Origin of the sequence: Micromonospora sp. NPDC006431, from assembly GCF_042870725.1 — a bacterium.
In the GTDB taxonomy this organism is placed as follows: Bacteria; Actinomycetota; Actinomycetes; order Mycobacteriales; family Micromonosporaceae; genus Micromonospora.
The window spans coordinates 21,660-40,264 of the sequence record NZ_JBIAHQ010000007.1 but is presented as its reverse complement, the minus strand read 5'-3'; the positions used below and the strand labels follow the sequence as shown (position 1 = coordinate 40,264).

Here is an 18,605-nt window from a genome sequence, read left to right as displayed (position 1 = left end):
CAGGAAGATTCGCGCCGTGGCCAGGCAGCGGACCGACCCGCGGACCCTGTGGCGCCCCGGCGCCCCCGCGATCATGCGTCGCGTGGCCACCACTCTGCGGGTGTACGGACCGAGCACCCGGGCCGAGTTGGTCGCGCTCAGCGGTCTGTCCCGGACCACCGTCTCGGCCGCCCTGGCCGACCTCGGCGCCGCCGGTCTCATCGGCGAGCGCAGCAGCACACATGGCCCCTCCGGCGGCGGCCGGCCCGCCTCGGTCGTCCGGCTGACCCGTCGAGCCGGGCTCGCCGCCGGCATCGACATCGGCCGCCGCCACGTCCGGCTCGCCCTCGCCGACCTCGCGCACGAGGTGCTCAGCGAGCACGAGACCCGCACCGACTTCGACCTCGACGACCGGCCGGACGACGCGCTCGCGACGGCCGTCGGCCTCTTCGACGCCGCCCTGGCCGGCATCGGCGCCGGCCGCGACGACATCGTCGCCGTCGGTCTCGGCGTGCCGGCCCCGATCACCCGCGATCGGCGTATCGGCTCTCCACCGATGCTGCCCGGCTGGGCCGGCCTGCGTCCGGCCGACGCGTTCGCCGACCTGCTCGGCCGGCCCGTCCGGGCCGAGAACGACGCCAACCTCGGCGCGCTCGGCGAGTACGTCTGGGGTGCCGGTCGCGGCTGCAGCGATCTCGTCTACGTGAAGCTGGCCACCGGGGTCGGCGCCGGCATCGTGCTGGACGGCCGGCTGTATCGCGGCGCCGCCGGCACGGCCGGGGAGCTCGGTCACGTCACCCTCGACGCCCGGGGCGCGGTCTGCCGCTGCGGCAACCGCGGCTGTGTCGAGCTCGCCGTCGGGGGCCGGGCGTTGCTCGCCCACGCCCGCCAGGCCAAACCCGAGCTGGCCGACCTCGCCGCGCTCATCGCCGCCGCCCGGGACGGCGACCCCGGCTGCCGCCGGCTCATCGCCGACGCCGGGACGCAGCTCGGCTACGCCCTGGGCAACCTGGTCAACCTCATCAACCCGCAGCGCGTCGTCCTCGGTGACGAACTCGGCACCGCCACCGACCTGCTTCGCGAGCCGTTGCAGCGCGGTCTCGCCGAGACCGCGTTCGCTGCCGCGGCCGAGGCGGTCGAGGTGGTGCAGAGCGACCTGGCGCTGCGGGCGGCGGCGTACGGTGGGATCGCGCTCGCCCTCGGGGTCGACACCGTTCCGTTCGCCACCCTTCGCCGGGCAGAGCCGGCTGACCGGCCGGGGGTGCCGTAGCGGTGCTCAGCCAAACAACGCGCGGTACTCGCCGTAGCCTTCACGCTCGAGGTCGTCGCGCGGTATGAACCGAAGCGCCGCCGAGTTCATGCAGTAGCGCAACCCGCCCGCCTCCGGGGGGCCATCGTCGAACACGTGGCCGAGGTGGCTGTCCCCGTGCGCCGACCGGACCTCCGTGCGGGCCATGCCCAGGCTCGACTCCTGTGCTTCGACCACATTCTTCGTTTCGATGGGCCTGGTGAAACTCGGCCAGCCGGTACCACTGTCAAACTTGTCGACGGAGGCGAACAGCGGTTCACCGGAGACGACGTCGACGTATATGCCCGGCTCCTTGTTGTCCCAATAGGCGTTGTCGAAGGCCGGCTCTGTCCCAGCTTCCTGAGTGACCCGGTACTGCTCCGGCGACAGCCTGGAAATTGCCTCGGCGCTCTTGCGGTACTCGTGCGGCACGGCGCTTCCTCCGGATATCGGTCAGCGGCAGAAATCCTTCACCCGCCCCCGGCAGGGCACGGCCCGAATGCCTACCCGGCGTGCCGTCGAGTAACCACCAATCCCACCGCCGCCACGTCTCGGCTCCTGTCGGCTGCCACCACCCACCTCGGCGTTTGCCGAACTGGCAAGATTCCTTGCCGTTTCGTGTCCCGGCGGCGCACCATCGCCCGGTCGGGGCGGCGGGCGTCCGCCCGGCGAGGAGGGCATCATGATCGAGCACGACGCGTACCCGGTGGACCCGGCGGTGGACGACGCCACCGCCCGGTTCTGGGACGAGTTGTACCAACAGCGCGAGCGGGTGTGGAGCGGCCGGGTAAACGCCGTCCTGGCCGAGGTGGTGGAGCCGCTGCCGCCCGGCACCGCGCTCGACCTGGGCTGCGGTGAGGGCGGCGACGCGATCTGGCTGGCCGGCCAGGGCTGGCAGGTCAGCGCCGTCGACATCTCGACCACCGCCCTGGACCGGCTCACCGCCGAGGCGGCCCGGGCCGGCGTGGCGTCCCGGATCACCGTGGCCCGGCACGACCTGACCCGGACCTTCCCGGCGGGCCGGTACGACCTGGTCTCGGCGCAGTTCCTCCAGTCCCCGCTGGAACTGCCCCGGGAGGCGGTGCTGCGTGCGGCGGCGCGCGCGGTCGCGCCCGGCGGTCGGCTTCTGGTCGTGGAGCACGGCGCGCCGCCGCCGTGGGCCCGCGACAGCCATCCGCACGCCCGCTTCGCCAGCCCCCAGGAGATCCTCGCCGCCCTCGACCTCGAGCCGGACGGCTGGCACACCGAACGGCTCGGGGCCGCGCACCGGACGGGCATGGGCCCGGACGGCGAGACGGGCAATCTCGTCGACCACGTCGTCCTGGTCGGCCGCGAGCAGCGCTGAACCACGCCAGCGAATTCGGACGAACAAAGATCGCTGCCTGGGGGAGCGGCCTACGCGAAAGACTGCGGTCGCAGTTCCGGGCGTACGAGCACTATTCTTGCCCGCCGTACCGGTAAGGCCGGCGCCCAGCGCGAAAATATGGCTGGAAGCGCCGGCCAGGACAAAGCCGTCCGAGACTGCCCCCAATGCGACCGACGCGGCGTGGAGAGACATGACGAAGAAGATGCGAGGTTTGGCCGCTGTCCTGCTCGTTGCCGTTTCTGCCGCGATAATCGTCGGCCGTGCCGCCGACGCGAGCCCGTTCGAAACGGACGTCGCGACAGCGTGGTCCCATAGCGGTGCGCCCGACCCGGATGTGACGAACAACGACGGGGCGACGGCCGAGCCGGCCGATCTGTTCAACGGGACGGCAACCCTGAACCAGCCGAGCCGGTCCCCGTTCCCGGAGGCCATCGGCAGTCACGCCGAGAGCACCTCGATCATCTGGAACGGGCAGTACCTGATGTACTACCGGACCTTCATCAGCCCGACCGGGACCACCTGCTCCATTCCGCAAGGCGTGGCGATGGCGACCTCGAACGACCGCGGAGCCACCTGGACACCGGTCAACGGAGGACGTCCGTTGTCGGCCCTGCAGACGGTCCAGCAGGGCCAGAGTTGCCGCTTCGACGACAACGTCACGAGCACCTGGGTGTACTCGCCCGACGTCATCGCCGACGGATCCCGCTTGGTCATGGTGTTTGAGCAGCGTGACCACGACCCGAACTACGTCGCTCCAGGGCAGGGACGGAGCCTGCACTCCGTTCGATATGTCACCAGCACAGACGGGCGCAACTGGTCGAACAGCGCCCTGCTGCTTCGGCCCGGGGCGGTAGGTGCGTGGGACGACGAGGTCGGCACGCCCGATATCGAGAAGGACGGAACCGGCTACCTCCTGACGTTCCACGGGCACGACGCGACCGGGCGCCTGAAGCAGACGCGCGGGGTGGCCCGGCTCGACACGCTGGCCAGTGAATACACCGGCGTCCGTCAGAAGATCGACCTGTCGCCGACCCCGGACTGGGCCAACTTCGGCGTGGGTATGGCGGACATGACCCGGGAGCCCGACGGCTACTGGTACATCGTCTTCGAGGCCTTCTCGGGCGCCAGCGGAGCGTGCGGCCGGACGGACACCAGGACGGTGGTGGGCATCGCGCGTAGCGCTGACGCCGTGATCTGGTCGGTGTCCCCGACGCCGTTGATCTACGGCCGCGACGGGCTCAGCTGCGGTTACGACATGCCCGCCTGGCAGCTCCTCGGCGATGTTCGTGGCATCGTCACGCCCAACGACCCGCCGGAGGGCGGCAGCCTGGTGCGCTGGGACATCCTCGCCAGGTAGCGCCGGCAAGCAGGAAACCACTCGCGCCCGCCTGCTCAAGCGGCAACCAGCGGGCGAAGCCCCTTGAGCAGGCAGGCGCCCGCACGCAGCCAACCGCCGAGGCCCACCGTCGGCTCCCCGGTCGTCCGGCGCTACCGCCGTCGACGTGATCCGCAGCCAGGTGAGGGCACCACTCACTGCCACGACGCCCGCGTCGATCGCCCACCGCCGCATCCGGTCACCGTACGAAGGCAGCACATTGGACGCGTACCGCAAGCGCGGTATCCGCCTATCGCCGGTCGCGTCCGGGCCGGCGGGGCTGTGCACGGGCGACCCACCAGCCGAGCAGGACGACGAGCACCGAAACCCCGAGCTTGATCGAGAGACTCCAGATCAGCGCCGCCGAGCCGGTGCGGGCCCAGTCCCACCACAGAACGCCACCGAGAGCGAGGAGGGCGACGAGCGCCGCCGCTGCCAGGCGCACACCGACCGGCCTGGCCCGGGGCGAGAGCAGGGCAGCAGACGAGAAGCCGGCCAGGAGAAGGAGCACAGCGAGCAGGGTCAGGGCGACCGGTACCGCAGGCACCAGCAGTGTGACGGCGAGGAGGACTCCGCCGGCCGCCACCGCGATCTCCACCGCACGCGTACCCACGGCGCTGCCGCGGGTGAGCATGGCCACCATCGCCCAGACGGCGAGGGCGTAGCCGCGGAAGGCGGAGAGGACCGCGGTCACCGGCTTGATGCGAGCCGAGTCCCCGGCGACATTGGCGAGGACGGTGGCGGTGTGCGACACAGTTCGCGCGAACGTGTCACTTCCGACATCGCCCTCGATGCGTTCCCTGCCGATCTTCGCGGCCTCGTCCCACAGCCGCCACAGCTCCTCGGCCGGCAGGTTCTGACCGGCCTTACGGTCGGCGGCGTCAAAGGACTCCAACCAGCTGCTGCTCGTCCGGGACCGGTCATTGCCCTCACCGCGCACCGCGATGGCGAGGCTGGGGAGGTCTTCCCTGAGCACTGCGGTCTGGATCGGTCGGGCCATGGCTCGGGGGCAGGCGCACAAGGACGGTGCATCCGGGCCAGCAATGATCTGTTCCACCTCGCGTTCGCATGCCGCCCGGTCCTGTGCCCACTGCTCGGCCAGCCACCGTCGGTCCGGTGACTGGTCGGGAACCGCGCAACCTTCGAGTGCCGCCATGAGCTGGGCCACGGCCTCCGAGCGAGCCGGCCCAGGACCGGCGGCGGCCGCAGAGCCGGGTGTCAGCAGGCACTGCCGCAGCCGCTCCGGTGCCAGCAGGATCCGGATGAGCTGTTCGACCGCGTCCATCCGACCGTGCAGCCAGTCGTTCATTCGCCAGGAGCCGCGGTAGAAGGCGCCGAAATGGTGCAGCTGGATGCCGGTCAACCGGTCCGGGTTCACCGAGGAGACCTTGGCCAGTTCCACCTCCTGCTCCGGCTCGGGGCTGGCGCTGGTGAACGCCAGTTGTACGACGTCGAGGCGCAGCATGTTCTGCAGCACGGTCTCGTCGCTCGCCCGCGCCGAACTGCTGGCAGGGCCCGCATCGGCCGTCGCCGTCGGGTGCATTGCCCCGCTCGCGGCCTGGGCGGATTGCGTCGGGACGAGGAACCGGTGGAGTGCGGCAAGCCGCTGCGCCCACTCGCCGTCCGGATCGAGGACATCGTTTCCTGCCTCGCTCACCGCCCGTACTGCCGGGGCGACCTCGCGGAGGCGCCGGGCCAGTTCGAGGGCCTGCCGGTACAGACGAGCCCGCCGGGCGGCGTCGTCGGACGCGGGTAGGGCATCCCACGCCACCAACGCAGCTGCGAGCCATCGTTCCAGTTCTGGGGGGTTCTCGGCGGTCCGGTTCAGCGAGCCCCGGCGTGCCGGCATCGGGCCGATGCCGTACCGCGTCGGTCCGGTCGGCGCCGTGGACCAGTAGCGGTTGAGATCTTCCCGGTCGGCGTGGATCTCCTTCAGCGTGGCAGCCACCTCTTCGCGGCAGCGCACGATGGCCGCGCGCTCCGGCGACCCGAGGTGGGCCAGCCACACCGCTCGTTTGAGCAGGTCGACGGTCATGTCTGCCAGCCGTTGGACCGTGGTCTGCCCCCAGTCCCAGCTCACCCCGACTCTTCCGAGCGCCTCCGGCAAGGCGCCCTGCGGGATAAACGACATCGGCTGTCGCCGTAGCGCGGTAAGGAGTTCCTGCCCGCTCCACTGCTCGGCGGGCCGGCCGCGTTGCCCGGCCGCCAGCAGCGGGGCCAGCGTTCGGGCTGCGTGCTCGGCGCGAACCTCCAGGTAGGCCGGCCACGCCCGTTCGGAAAGCTGGTCGGCGACGTCCGTCATGGTCATCGCGAACCGGTCACGTGCCCGGCGACGCTGACGCGCATTGGCGTTGCGGTTGCGAATCTCCGTGAGCTCCCGGGAAACGGAGTCTGTCGCCCGCAGGCGGGTGAGGACTCCCAGCAGCACCTCGCGAGCCGACGGCAGCGGCGACGCCGGCCGGTCGGCCGCATCCGGTTCAAGCATCGCCTCGGCTGCGGGGGAGTAGACCTCGCCCGGATCCGGAGCGACGTAAGCGAGCACTCGACGCACCTGAAAGCCGGCGGTCTGCCGGTACACCGCCTCCAGCGCGGGCCTGATCGGCTTGTTGAGCAGGACTCCGCCGTCCACCACGTACTGCGCTTCGCAGAAGTTGGCTCGACCCGCCGCGGACTCCCACCGCAGGTCCCCGGCCGGGGCTCCGGGGTCCACCCGAACGAAATGCGGCTCGAACGCGCCGGGGAAGGAGGAGGTGCATCGCGCTGCGGCGGCCAACTCCTCGAGTACGGCGTCCGCGGCCAGGTCACCGCTGACGGGCCGACCATCGCGGTAGCCGGCCCGTAGGTCGGCGAACCGGAAGGTGGCGTCGTGGTCGGTTTCGGTGATGGCGACGCCCAGGTCGTCGGTGAACGTCGTGGACCTGCCCTGCCAGAGCGTCCCGGTCAGGACCAGCTCGATCGGCACCCGGTCGTCGTCGGTTCGGCTTGCGGGGCGCCGGACCTCCGAGATCACCTTCTCCAGCGCTTGCCTCACCTTGGGCAGGAAGTAGTCGTCGCCCTTGAGCAAGGACTTCGGGTTGCGGGTCAAGGGATCGCGCAACAGTCGGTCCAGGCTGCCGTGCTCGTGCCACAGGTCGCGCATGACGGACAGGTCCCCGCCCCGGGCGAGCCCGAGCGCCAGAAAAGCCCCGTTGAGACCGCCCGCCGACGTCCCTGAGATCACATCAACGCGGACGTCGGCCCGAAGCAGATCCAGCAGCGATGCGTACGCCGATCCCGCGCCCGTGCGGGCCGTGGCCAGCCGAAAGAGTTCAAGAGTGACGCCGCTGATCCAGACTGCCAGGCTGACTCCACCGGTCATGACCGCGGCAAGTCGAATGTCCTGTCGGTCGGCGTCCTGGGCAGGGGACGGCGCCCACTCTTGATCCTCCGCGGTCGCCGCCATGTACTACCCGGCAGTGACTGAGTGCGCGGGAACTCGCCCGATTCGTGGAGTCATGTCCGGTATGGTACGGCTGACTCGCGGCTTTCGAATTCCTGTCCCAGCCGACACGCCGCGCAGCTGGGCGGGTCATGGGCCTGGCCTGGGCCACTGGCTGATCGTGACGACGGGCAGGCTGTCGTGGCAGCGCACCCGGGAGAGTCGTGGCGGGTCGCCACGGTGCGGCGGACCGGGGTGGCTCATCGACCGCCGAGCGCGGCAGCGAGATCGTCGAGGTGGCCTGCGACGGGGCCGACGGTGAGCATGCCGCTGCCGGCTCCGGCCAGCTCTCTCGCCGCCGGCGCGAGTTCCGTCTGGGCGCGTCGCATCATCGTCCGGTCGTCAAGCGCGATTGCGGCCTGGGCGGTCAGGCACCACAGGGCCTCGAAGAGCAGGTCGGGTGGCGGGTTCGGAGTCTGACGCAGGGCCGCGGCGGCGTCGGGTCGACGGTCCCGGGCCAGCAGGAGCAGCGGGCGGGCCCACGGGGCGTACGGGCCCCAGTCGGTGTCTTCACCGAAGCCGACCGGGAGACCGCGCCACACCCGCAGGCACAACAGGGTCAGCGGCAGGAGGCCCTGCTCGACCCCGGGCATGCCGGCGCCAGGGAGCTGCGCCCCCGCCTCCCGGTAGGCGGCTTCCGCGTCCGGCGGTGACGCCCCGGTCGCGGCCAGCCGCAGCGCGCGGTACCACTGGGTGAACACTCCCACGAGGGGGCGCTCGTGCCGCGCGGCGAGCCGGTCGGCGGCGGCGGCGTGCTGGTCGGCCGTGCGGAAGTCCGCGAGTGCGCTGCGGGCCTGCAGGCGGATTAGGTGCCCGAGGATCTCGAACGAGGCCAGGCCGTGCCGCGCGGAGAGGGCGACGAGGCCGGCGCCGATCTCGTCGCGCTCGGGGGCGAGGCCCGCGCGGTGGAAGGTCTGCATGAAGGCGCCGTTGAGGGCGAAGGCCAGCAGTGCCGGGTCGCCCAGGCGGCGGGCGATCCGCTCCGCTTCCCGGGCCGCCTCGGGGCCGCGTGCCGACCGTGCGCCCCGGGACTCCACCGCGATGGTGGCCAGCAGGCCGGCGCGAGTGGCCTCGGGAGAGGCGGGGTGAAGGGCGGCGAGGGCCCGCTCGGCCGCCGCCACGATCCGCGCCGCCTGGTCCGGATCATCCGAGCGGGTCCAGATCGCCGGTACGTCGTACCCTCCGATCACCCGCGCGGTGAGTTCGGGATCGCCCAGCTGCTCAGCCGCGGCGATGGCCGCGACCCGTTGTTCCCGCGCCGCCTCCAGCCCGCCCGGCCCGGCCACCGCGAGGCTGCGCAGCAGGCCGACCGTCGACTCGAGCCGAGTCCGCGAGCCGGACGCGACGGCACGATCGTAGGCCGCCGCGGCGTCCGCCCACACCCGCTCCGGACCCAGCGCGCCGAGAGCGTCAACCGCTCGTTCGGACTGACGGAGGATGTCGACTTCCAGGCGACGCAGACGGGGCCCCGGATCGACACCGAGCTGCGCCAGGAGCAGGCCGCGGGCTCGGCGCAGCACCGCGAGCGCGTCGCCCTGGCGTCCCGCCCGATACAGGGCCAGCGCGAGCAGCCGCCACGCCTCCTCCCGCCACGGATGCTCCGCCACGTGCGCGTCAAGATCGGGTACGACGTCGGCGGCTCGCCCGAGCGCCAGGAGCGCCTCGGCCCGCCGCTCGACCGCGTTCAGCCGTAGCTGGTCAAGCCGGGAACGCTCCGCGCGCGCCCACGGCTCGTCCTCGAAGCCCGCATAGGCAGGCCCCCGCCACCAACTCAGGGCCCGGTCGAGGCGCTCGAGCGCCTCCTGCGCCGACGCGCCGGCGGCGGCGGCGACCTCGTTCTCGAACCGCCAGGCGTCCACCGTCTCCGGGGCCGCCCGCAGCACGTAGCCCGGCCCCTCGGTGGTCAACAGCTTGGCCGGCTCCCGCGGCGGCCGCTGCGGCTCCAGCGCGCGCCGCAACGCCGCCACGAACGTGCGGACGGCGCTCACCGCTCCGACGGGCGGCTCCGCCCACAGGTCATCGACGAGGCGGCTGACCGGGACGACCCGGACGCGCGCGACGATCAGCCGCGCAAGCAGCGCCCGGTGGCGGGGCCCCTTCAGGTCGATCGGCGTGCCGGCTTCGTCCCAGGCGTCCACCGGCCCGAGAACACCGAACCTGACCTGCACCGATCGACCACCCTCCCGCGCCTGAGAGCAACGTATCGCGCTCATCGGTTGCTCATCCGCAGCCGGCACGCTGAACGAGCCAACGAGAAAGGACAACCATGACAAGCGTCATCCCCGGTTTCGAGTACCAGCGCGTCGCGGTCGCCGACGACGTGACGCTGAACCTGGCGGTGGGCGGCGCCGGCAGCCCGATCGTGCTGCTGCACGGCTTCCCGCAGACCCACCTCATGTGGCGGCACGTCGCCGTCGACCTGGCCACCGATCACACCGTGATCTGCCCCGACCTGCGCGGCTACGGAGCCAGCGACAAACCCGCCGCGCACCGCCCCGACACGTACGCCAAGCGGACGATGGCCGCCGACGTCGTCGCCCTCGCCCGCCGGCTCGGGCACGACCGCTTCGCCCTCGCCGGACACGACCGCGGTGCCCTCGTGGCCATCCGCGCCGGCCTGGACCACCCCGACGCGATCACCCACCTGGCCGCGCTCGACGTCCTCCCCACCCTGGACATGTGGGACATCCTGCACGGTGCGCCCGCCGCGGTCGCCTTCCACCTCTACCTGATGGCCCAGCCGCCGGGCCTGCCCGAACAGATGATCAGCGCGAGCGCGGATGCCTTCTTCGGCTACTTCCTCGACCTGTGGGCGCAGAACCCGCAGGCCATCCCGGCGGACGTGCGCGCCGAGTACCTGGCCGCCTCGCGCGGGGCGGTCGACTCCATCGTCGCCGACTACCGCGCCTCGGCCGGCATCGACATCGAGCACGACCAGGCCGACCGGGCCGCCGGGAACCGGCTGGCCATGCCGGTCGCCGTCGTTGCACAGGACTGGGGTGCCGCGCTCGGTTACGACGCCGCCGCGCTGTGGCGGGCCTGGGCCCCGGACCTGGAGCACCACACCACGTCCGCGGGGCACTTCATGGCGGAGGAGGCGCCGGCAGAGATCGTCAAGAAGCTGCGCTCCCTCCTCACCAGGTAGGCGCTGCGCGGAGTGGAGCCACCGGTGTTGGGCAACTCCGGCGACGCGTGGCACGATTTCGCAGGTGACCAGCAGATCCGCCGCGACACAGCGGCTGTTTGACCTTGCGCGGCTGCGTCGCGTGCGTGATCGGATCGACCGGGAGTACGCGCGGCCGTTGGATGTCGAGGCGCTGGCGCGGGGTGTGAACATGTCGGCCGGGCATCTCAGCCGTGAGTTCCGGGCTGCATACGGTGAGTCGCCGTACGCGTATCTGATGACGCGGCGTATCGAGCGTGCGATGGCGCTGCTGCGTCGTGGTGGCCTGAGTGTCACCGAGGTCTGTTTCACGGTCGGTTGCGCGTCGCTGGGTACCTTCAGTAGTCGGTTCACCGAGCTGGTCGGTGTGCCGCCGAGCGTGTACCGGCGGCAGGCGGCGGGGGCGGCGGCGGGGATGCCGTCGTGCGTGGCGAAACAGGTGACCAGACCGATCAGGAATCAAGAAGCGGGGGGTCACGGGCCGCAACTAGCCTGATCGACGTTGCGATCCACGACCTCAGGAGTGACCATGACTGCCACGCAGGGAATCATGACCGTGCTGCATCCCGTGTCCGACCTGGCGGCGGCCAAGGCGGTGTACACCGCCCTGCTCGGCGTACCGCCGCAGACCGACTCGTCCTACTACGTCGGCTTCGAGGCCGCGGGCCAGCAGATCGGGCTGGTGCCGGGCGGTGGACCGCAGGGCATGACCTCACCGGTGGCCTACTGGCACGTGCCGGACATCGAGGCGAAGCTGGCCGAGGTGACCGCGGCGGGTGCCACCGTGAAGGAGCCCGCGCACGACGTCGGTGGGGGCCTGGTGGCCACCGTCACCGACCCCGACGGCAACGTCCTCGGCCTGCTTCAGGACCGATGAGCGCTGCCCCCCGCTCCCGCGTTCAGCGTCGTCACGACACCGAGCATCGGCTCACCCACGACATCGATGTCTGGGTGGCCAGCGCCTCGACGGACGGCGGGCCGTACCTGGTGCCGCTGTCCTTCGACTGGGACGGCGAGGTGCTGCTGATGGCCACGCCGACGGACAGCCCGACCGGGAGGAACCTGGCCGCCACCCGGGCAGTTCGGCTGGGGCTGGGCCACACCCGCGACGTGTCCATGATCGAGGGGGAGGTCGAGGTCCTCGAGATCGACGCGCTGCCGCGGGAGCTGGGCGACCGGTTCGCCGCGCGCACCGGCTTCGACCCGCGTGCGCTGGCCACGCCGTACCGCTGGTTTCGCATCTCCCCGCGCCGCATCCAGGCGTGGCGCGAAGTGAACGAGCTGCCCGACCGCGACCTGATGCGCGACGGCCGCTGGTTGGTCTGACGCCTCGCCAGGCGGCGCCGACGGGAGCCGCGAAGGCGGTCCCCGCCCAACAGATGGAGACACGATGAGCATTGCCACGAGGACGGACTCGCAGTCGCCTGCGCTGAACGTTGCCGACAGCCACGACCTGATCCGCGTGCATGGCGCGCGCGAGAACAACCTCAAGGACGTCACCGTCGAGATCCCGAAGCGCCGGCTGACGGTGTTCACCGGCGTCTCCGGCTCGGGCAAGAGCTCGCTGGTGTTCGCCACGATCGCCGCCGAGTCGCAGCGGATGATCAACGAGACCTACAGCTCCTTCGTGCAGGGCTTCATGCCGACGTTGTCGCGGCCGGAGGTCGACCTGCTGGAGGGCCTGACGACGGCGATCATCGTCGACCAGGAGCGGATGGGCGCCAACCCCCGCTCCACGGTCGGCACCGCCACCGACGCCAATGCGATGCTGCGCATCCTGTTCAGCAGGCTCGGGCAGCCGCACATCGGCTCGCCCAACGCGTACTCGTTCAACGTCCCGTCGGTGACGGCCAGCGGTGCGATCACCGTCGAGCGCGGTGCCGGCAAGACGAAGACCGAGAAGGCGACCTTCCACCGGCTGGGCGGCATGTGTCCGCGCTGCGAGGGCATGGGCTCGGTCAACGACATCGACCTGACCCAGCTCTACGACGACAGCAAGTCGCTCAACGAGGGCGCGCTCACCATCCCCGGCTACAGCATGGACGGCTGGTACGGCCGCATCTTCCGCGGCTGCGGCTTCTTCGACCCGGACAAGCCGATCCGCAAATACAACAAGAGGGAGCTGCACGACCTTCTCTACAAGGAGCCGACCAAGATCAAGGTCGAGGGGATCAACCTGACGTACGCGGGGCTGATCCCGCAGATTCAGAAGTCGTTCCTGTCCAAGGACGTCGACGCGCTGCAGCCGCACATCCGCGCCTTCGTGGAGCGGGCGGTGACGTTCACGACCTGCCCCGAGTGCGATGGCACCCGGCTCAGCAAGGAGGCCCGGTCGTCGAAGATCAAGGGCAAGAGCATCGCCGACGTCTGCGCGATGCAGATCAGCGACCTGGCCGACTGGGTCCGGGGCCTCGACGAGCCGTCCGTTGCCCCGCTGCTCACCGGGCTGCAACACCTCCTCGACTCGTTCGCGGAGATCGGGTTGGGATACCTCTCGCTCGACCGTCCGGCGGGCACCCTGTCCGGGGGAGAGGCCCAGCGCACCAAGATGATCCGGCACCTCGGCTCGTCGCTAACCGACGTCACCTACGTCTTCGACGAGCCGACGATCGGCCTGCACCCCCATGACATCGAGCGGATGAACAACCTGCTGCTGCGGCTGCGGGACAAGGGCAACACCGTGCTCGTCGTGGAGCACAAGCCCGAGACGATCGCGATCGCCGACCACGTCGTCGACCTCGGCCCCGGCGCCGGCACGGCGGGTGGCACCGTCTGCTTCGAGGGCACCGTCGAGGGGCTGCGCGGGAGCGACACCACCACCGGCCGCCATCTCGACGACCGGGCGGCCCTCAAGAAGTCGGTGCGGTCGTCGTCCGGCGCGCTGGAGGTCCGCGGCGCGTCGACGCACAACCTTCAGGGCGTGAACGTCGACATCCCGCTCGGGGTGCTCTGCGTGGTCACCGGCGTGGCCGGCTCCGGCAAGAGCTCCCTGATCCACGGCTCGGTCGCCGACCGCGACGGCGTGGTGGTGATCGACCAGGGCGCGATCCGCGGTTCGCGGCGCAGCAACCCGGCGACGTACACCGGGCTGCTCGACCCGATCCGCAAGGCGTTCGCGAAGGCCAACGGGGTCAAGCCGGCGCTGTTCAGCTCCAACTCCGAGGGTGCGTGCCCCACCTGCAACGGCGCCGGCGTCATCTACACCGACCTGGGCGTCATGGCCACCGTCGAATCCACCTGCGAGGAGTGCGAGGGCAAGCGCTTCCAGGCATCAGTGCTGGAGTACACGCTGGGCGGCCGGAACATCGCGGAAGTGCTCGCGATGTCGGTGACCGAGGCCGAGGAGTTCTTCAAGGGCGGCGAGGCGCGCACCCCGGCCGCGCACAAGATCCTCGACCGGCTCGTCGACGTCGGGCTCGGCTACCTCACCCTCGGCCAGCCGCTCACCACGCTGTCCGGCGGCGAGCGGCAGCGGCTCAAGCTGGCCACCCAGATGGCCGAGAAGGGTGACGTCTACGTCCTCGACGAGCCGACCACCGGCCTGCACCTCGCCGACGTCGAACAGCTGCTCGGCCTGCTCGACCGGCTCGTCGACTCCGGCAAGTCGGTCATCGTCATCGAGCACCACCAGGCGGTCATGGCGCACGCCGACTGGATCATCGACCTCGGCCCCGGCGCCGGCCATGACGGCGGCCGGATCGTCTTCGAGGGCACCCCGGCCGACCTCGTCGCCGCCCGCTCCACCCTCACCGGCGAGCACCTCGCGGCCTACGTCGGCGCCAGCGATTGAGGCGTCAGGAGCGAGAGCTCGCTCTCGCTCCTGACCCGATCGAGCAGGTGAGAGGTGCCAGAGCCCACAGCCCAACTGGCTATTCGTTGTCGCGGATCTTCCGGGGCAGGAGCGTCTATTAGGGCGAGGCCGGCTGCGTTGCGCGTTGTCAATCTGCGGGTGCCGGCTCGGTGGGCCGTGGCGTGAAGAAGCGGATGATGTCGTCGGCTGCGGTGGGGGACAGCATCATTGCTTGGACTCGTGCGGACATTTCGGCGATCGGGTGGATTCTGGTGAACATCGCCTCCTCGTACGTCCGGATCGCCGAGTCGGCGTCGGCGGGGTTGGTGGCGAGTTCGGCGGCGAGTTCGGCGGCGTCGAGCATGGCTTGGTTGGCGCCCTCGCCGACCGGCGGCATGAGGTGCGCGGCGTCACCGATGAGGGTGATGCCCGGCCGGTGGGCCCAGCGTGTACCGGTGGGCATCGCCTCGATCCTGCGTGGGGTCGGCGGGCTGTCGCCGGCTTCGATGAGTGCGGTGAGGCTGGGGTCCCAGCCATCGAACATGTCCAGCAGAGCGCGCTTGCTGCGGTAGGTGTCCAGGTGGTGATCGTCCGCGCGTAGGGAGATCCCGACTCGGATGCTGCCGTCGCCGAGGCGTTGCGCTGCCAGGATCTGGTTCACGCCGATGCACCAGAGGTTTCCGGGGCCGACCAGCTCGGCGAGATCCGGGTGGCGCCGGTCGACGTCGCTGATGCCGAGCTCCACCAAGGTGGCCACGGAAGACAGTGCCGCGTCGGTCAGCAGCGACCGGACGACCGAGCGTGCGCCGTCCGCGCCGATGAGGACGTCGCAGTCGGCGCTGTGGCCGCCGTCGAACGTCAGCCCGAAGCCTCCGTCGGGTCGTGGCGTCGCCGCGACGAGCCGGTGTTGCCAGGCCACCGCGTCGCCGGGGAGCGAATCGAGCAGAAGATCACGCAGTGCGCTGCGGTCGATCTCGGGGCGTCCGGAGAATGAGCCGGGTTGTGGCTTGTGGTGCACGAGAGTGCGTCCGGCCGGGTCGAGGATGCGATGTTCCTCGCCCTCCGGCCGTGCCTCGGACCGGAATCGGCCGGCGAGGCCCGCATCGGCCAGGGCCCGTTGCCCGGACTCCGGGTGCAGGTCGAGCGATCCGCCCTGTGATCGCGCGGATCGGCTTGCCTCGCGTTCGTACACCACCGCGTCGATGCCGTGCCGGTGCAGGATTCGGGCCAGCGTCAGGCCGCCGAGGCCGCCACCGGCGATCGCAACTCGCATCATCATCTCCGTTACCGTACGCTGTATCTCATGTATACGCCGTACGGTAGCGCACCGCTGCCTGTCTGGGAACGGCCCGAGCCTCAGCCGCGGGCGGCGCCGGTGCCGCTGAGCCGCGCGAAGATCGCCGCCACGGCGATCCGGATCGCCGACGCACACGGCCTCGACGGGCTGTCGGTACGCAAGATCGCCAAAGAGCTCGGTGTCGGTCCGATGCGGCTCTACGACTACGTGATCAACAGATCCGAACTGCTCGATCTGATGGTCGACGCCGTGTATGCCCAGATCGCCGAGGCCGGCCAGCACTCCGGGTGGCGCGCCGCGGTACTGGCCATCGTTCACCGGACCCGCGATGCCGCTCTTGATCATGAATGGTTCGTCGACCTGCTCGGCGCAAGGCCACACTTGGGACCTCACGCGCTCGCCGTGGGCGAATCGACCGCGGCGGCGCTCAGCCAGGCCCCTGGCGTGCGCGGTATCGACGATCTCCAGCGGGCCTTGGGCGCCCTCAACGCGTTCATCGTCGGAGCGCTCCGCAGGGAGATCACCGAGCGACGCACCGCCCGTTTAACCGGCACCGACATGTCCGCTTGGCAGGCCACCCTCGGGCCCTACCTGACCCGCATGCTCGAAACAGGCCGCTACCCCACCATCGCCCGGCTCGTCATCGACGGCGCCCACCTCAACGCCGAGGAAACCTTCCACCACAACCTGATCACCATCCTGGACGGCATCACCAGCCATCCCCGCACGTGACCTACTGCTCGCAGGCCAGTACCGGCTGAACACCGATACACCCCGATCAGCCTCCGGATATGGCGCGATGCGATCGCTACGCTGCGTGACGACTCTGCTCGGCTGGTCGGCTCGCGGACGTCCCCAAGAGCGGATGCCGTACAGCTACAGGTGCCCGGTGTCGTTGAAGCTGACCAAGGTCGGCGGTCGATCGGAATCCCACTGCACGACGGGATCAGACCGTGACCGTGACCGGGACCAGCCGGGCCGCCACGCGGGATTCGCCCTGCAACCGCACTGGCCCGTTCGGAGTCGTGATCACGTGGCGGGGAAAGGACTGGACGGGATGATGCTCAGGCTTGTAACTTGCAGTTGCCCGTGACACCGCCCGAGGAGGTGAGACCCATGAACGCTGTATCGATGTGGGTGCTCCCCCTTCCCGTCACGGTCGGGCGATTGACGTAGGTGTCGCCGGGAGCGCCTCGCCAACAAGGCACTCCCGAAAGGCAACACCTGTGCATGCTCTGCAGTTCACCGCCGAGCCCTCATCGACCGATACGGTCGAGCGCGACTCCACCGCGGGCGACGTCCGCGGACTCCCATCGCCGGCCTCCGGCGCCGATCGCGCGCCCCTCCTGTTCGACGTGATCATTGCCGGGTGCGGGCCGACTGGCGCGATGCTGGCCGCCGAACTGCGGCTGCACGACGTGCGGGTACTCGTCCTGGAGAAGGAAACCGAGCCCAAGTCGTTCGTCCGCATAGTCGGTCTGCATATTCGCAGTCTCGAGCTGATGGCAATGCGCGGACTGCTGGAGCGCATTCTCGAACACGGAAGACAGCGTCCGGCCGGCGGCTTCTTCGCCGCCATCAACAAACCCGCGCCCAAGGGCCTGGATTCCGCGTACGCCTATCTGCTGGGCATCCCGCAGCCGGTCATCGAACGCCTGCTCGAAGAGCATGCGATCGCACTGGGTGCGCAGGTCAGGCGCGGTTGTGCGGTGGCCGACTTCGAGCAGGACGGCGACGGTGTGACCGTCGAGCTGGCCGACGGGGAACAGCTGCGTTCGCGCTATCTCGTCGGCTGTGACGGCGGGCGCAGCACGGTGCGCAAACTGCTCGGCGTCGGCTTCCCCGGCGAGCCCTCGCGGACCGAGACGCTGATGGGCGAGATGGAAGTGGGTGTGCCGCGGGAGGAGATCGCCGCCAAGGTGACCGAGATCAACGAGGCCCATCAGCGATTCTGGCTCCGGCCCTTCGGCGAAGGGGTCTACAGCGTCGTCGTCCCCGCCGCGGGAGTCAGCGATCGCGCGGAACCGCCCACCCTCGAGGATTTCAAACAAGCGCTGCGCACCATCGCCGGAACCGATTTCGGCGTGCACTCCCCGCGCTGGTTGTCCCGCTTCGGGGATGCCACCCGGCTAGCCGAACGTTATCGGGTCGGGCGAGTGCTGCTGGCCGGCGATGCGGCGCATATCCATCCGCCCACTGGCGGACAGGGTCTCAACCTGGGCGTTCAGGACGCATTCAACCTCGGCTGGAAACTGGCCGCACAGATCCGCGGCTGGGCGCCGGAAACACTGCTGGACACCTACCAGGCCGAACGTCATCCGGTCGCCGAGGACGTGCTGGACAACACCCGCGCTCAGATGGAACTGTCGTCCACCGAACCGGGCCCGCAGGCCGTGCGTAGGCTGCTCACCGAACTGATGGACTTCGACGAGGTGAACCGCTATCTGATCGAGAAGATCACCGCGATCGGCATCCGCTATGACTTCGGCGCAGGCCCCGACCTGCTCGGCCGCCGCCTGCGCGACATCGACGTGAAACAGGGCCACCTCTACGGTCTGCTGCATCGCGGCCGCGGCCTGCTGCTGGACCGCACCGAACGCCTGACCGTCGGCGGCTGGTCAGACCGGGTCGATTACCTCGGGGATCCCACTGCGGTACTGGATGTTCCGTGCGTCCTGCTACGCCCCGACGGCCACGTCGCCTGGATCGGCGACGATCAGCAGGACCTGGACAACCACCTCTCCCGCTGGTTCGGCAAGCCCGCCAACTAATTTTGCCGGAGCAACCGAAAATGAATGCGAACACCACCAAGCTGAACCAGCTCGCCGGGTACCTCTCCCGCATCCACTGCCAGCTCACGCAACGCTGA

General features: G+C 70.4%; 14 protein-coding genes. 10 read left to right on the top strand and 4 right to left on the bottom strand.

Annotated features, from left to right (window positions below):
- Nucleotides 1–82: 82 nt before the first annotated feature.
- Entirely contained in the window at nucleotides 83–1,249 is a 1,167-nt protein-coding gene (locus tag ACFYM6_RS14895) for an ROK family protein (protein ID WP_387275642.1), read from the top strand.
- Nucleotides 1,250–1,255: 6 nt separating this feature from the next.
- Here ACFYM6_RS14895 and msrB read toward each other — a convergent pair whose 3' ends face one another.
- Nucleotides 1,256–1,699, bottom strand: coding sequence for a peptide-methionine (R)-S-oxide reductase MsrB (gene msrB, locus ACFYM6_RS14890; protein ID WP_387275640.1), 444 nt, complete (start codon nucleotides 1,697–1,699; stop codon nucleotides 1,256–1,258).
- Nucleotides 1,700–1,949: 250 nt separating this feature from the next.
- On the opposite strand from msrB, the gene ACFYM6_RS14885 reads away from it, so the two are divergent.
- Together ACFYM6_RS14885 and ACFYM6_RS14880 are read left to right on the top strand one after the other, a co-directional pair.
- Nucleotides 1,950–2,612 carry a class I SAM-dependent methyltransferase gene (locus ACFYM6_RS14885; RefSeq protein ID WP_387275638.1) on the top strand — a complete coding sequence of 221 codons (663 nt, stop codon included), beginning with the start codon at nucleotides 1,950–1,952 and terminating at the stop codon, nucleotides 2,610–2,612.
- A 211-nt stretch (nucleotides 2,613–2,823) separates the two neighbouring features.
- On the top strand, nucleotides 2,824–3,990 hold the full coding sequence (locus ACFYM6_RS14880; RefSeq protein ID WP_387275636.1) for a hypothetical protein: 1,167 nt from the start codon (nucleotides 2,824–2,826) through the stop codon (nucleotides 3,988–3,990).
- 268 nt (nucleotides 3,991–4,258) lie between these two features.
- Here ACFYM6_RS14880 and ACFYM6_RS14875 read toward each other — a convergent pair whose 3' ends face one another.
- Together ACFYM6_RS14875 and ACFYM6_RS14870 are read right to left on the bottom strand one after the other, a co-directional pair.
- Nucleotides 4,259–7,450 (bottom strand): patatin-like protein, encoded by a 3,192-nt coding sequence (locus tag ACFYM6_RS14875; protein WP_387275634.1) that lies wholly within the window; start codon nucleotides 7,448–7,450, stop codon nucleotides 4,259–4,261.
- A gap of 236 nt (nucleotides 7,451–7,686) precedes the next feature.
- Complete coding sequence (locus tag ACFYM6_RS14870; protein WP_387275632.1) at nucleotides 7,687–9,654, bottom strand: BTAD domain-containing putative transcriptional regulator; 1,968 nt, start codon at nucleotides 9,652–9,654, stop codon at nucleotides 7,687–7,689.
- Nucleotides 9,655–9,752: 98 nt separating this feature from the next.
- Here ACFYM6_RS14870 and ACFYM6_RS14865 point away from each other — a divergent pair, with 98 nt between their 5' ends.
- The 5 genes from ACFYM6_RS14865 (at nucleotide 9,753) to ACFYM6_RS14845 (ending at nucleotide 14,439) form a co-directional block, all read left to right on the top strand.
- Nucleotides 9,753–10,631, top strand: coding sequence for an alpha/beta fold hydrolase (locus ACFYM6_RS14865; protein ID WP_387275630.1), 879 nt, complete (start codon nucleotides 9,753–9,755; stop codon nucleotides 10,629–10,631).
- A gap of 64 nt (nucleotides 10,632–10,695) precedes the next feature.
- On the top strand, nucleotides 10,696–11,145 hold the full coding sequence (locus ACFYM6_RS14860) for a helix-turn-helix transcriptional regulator (protein WP_387275628.1): 450 nt from the start codon (nucleotides 10,696–10,698) through the stop codon (nucleotides 11,143–11,145).
- Between the two features lie 33 nt (nucleotides 11,146–11,178).
- Nucleotides 11,179–11,526: a VOC family protein gene (locus ACFYM6_RS14855; RefSeq protein ID WP_387275626.1), complete on the top strand. Its 348-nt coding sequence runs from the start codon at nucleotides 11,179–11,181 to the stop codon at nucleotides 11,524–11,526.
- Entirely contained in the window at nucleotides 11,523–11,975 is a 453-nt protein-coding gene (locus tag ACFYM6_RS14850) for a pyridoxamine 5'-phosphate oxidase family protein (RefSeq protein WP_387275624.1), read from the top strand. Before ACFYM6_RS14855 ends, ACFYM6_RS14850 begins: the two co-directional genes overlap by 4 nt.
- 64 nt (nucleotides 11,976–12,039) lie before the next feature.
- Nucleotides 12,040–14,439 (top strand): ATP-binding cassette domain-containing protein, encoded by a 2,400-nt coding sequence (locus ACFYM6_RS14845; protein ID WP_387275622.1) that lies wholly within the window; start codon nucleotides 12,040–12,042, stop codon nucleotides 14,437–14,439.
- Between the two features lie 148 nt (nucleotides 14,440–14,587).
- On the opposite strand, the gene ACFYM6_RS14840 is transcribed toward ACFYM6_RS14845, so the two are convergent.
- A complete protein-coding gene (locus tag ACFYM6_RS14840; protein WP_387275620.1) occupies nucleotides 14,588–15,718 on the bottom strand; it encodes an FAD-dependent oxidoreductase in 1,131 nt (376 codons plus the stop codon).
- Nucleotides 15,719–15,742: 24 nt separating this feature from the next.
- Here ACFYM6_RS14840 and ACFYM6_RS14835 point away from each other — a divergent pair, with 24 nt between their 5' ends.
- Together ACFYM6_RS14835 and rox are read left to right on the top strand one after the other, a co-directional pair.
- Nucleotides 15,743–16,468 carry a TetR/AcrR family transcriptional regulator gene (locus ACFYM6_RS14835; protein ID WP_387275618.1) on the top strand — a complete coding sequence of 242 codons (726 nt, stop codon included), beginning with the start codon at nucleotides 15,743–15,745 and terminating at the stop codon, nucleotides 16,466–16,468.
- 614 nt (nucleotides 16,469–17,082) lie between these two features.
- Nucleotides 17,083–18,507 carry a rifampin monooxygenase gene (gene rox, locus ACFYM6_RS14830; protein ID WP_387276028.1) on the top strand — a complete coding sequence of 475 codons (1,425 nt, stop codon included), beginning with the start codon at nucleotides 17,083–17,085 and terminating at the stop codon, nucleotides 18,505–18,507.
- The last annotated feature ends 98 nt before the right edge of the window (nucleotides 18,508–18,605 follow it).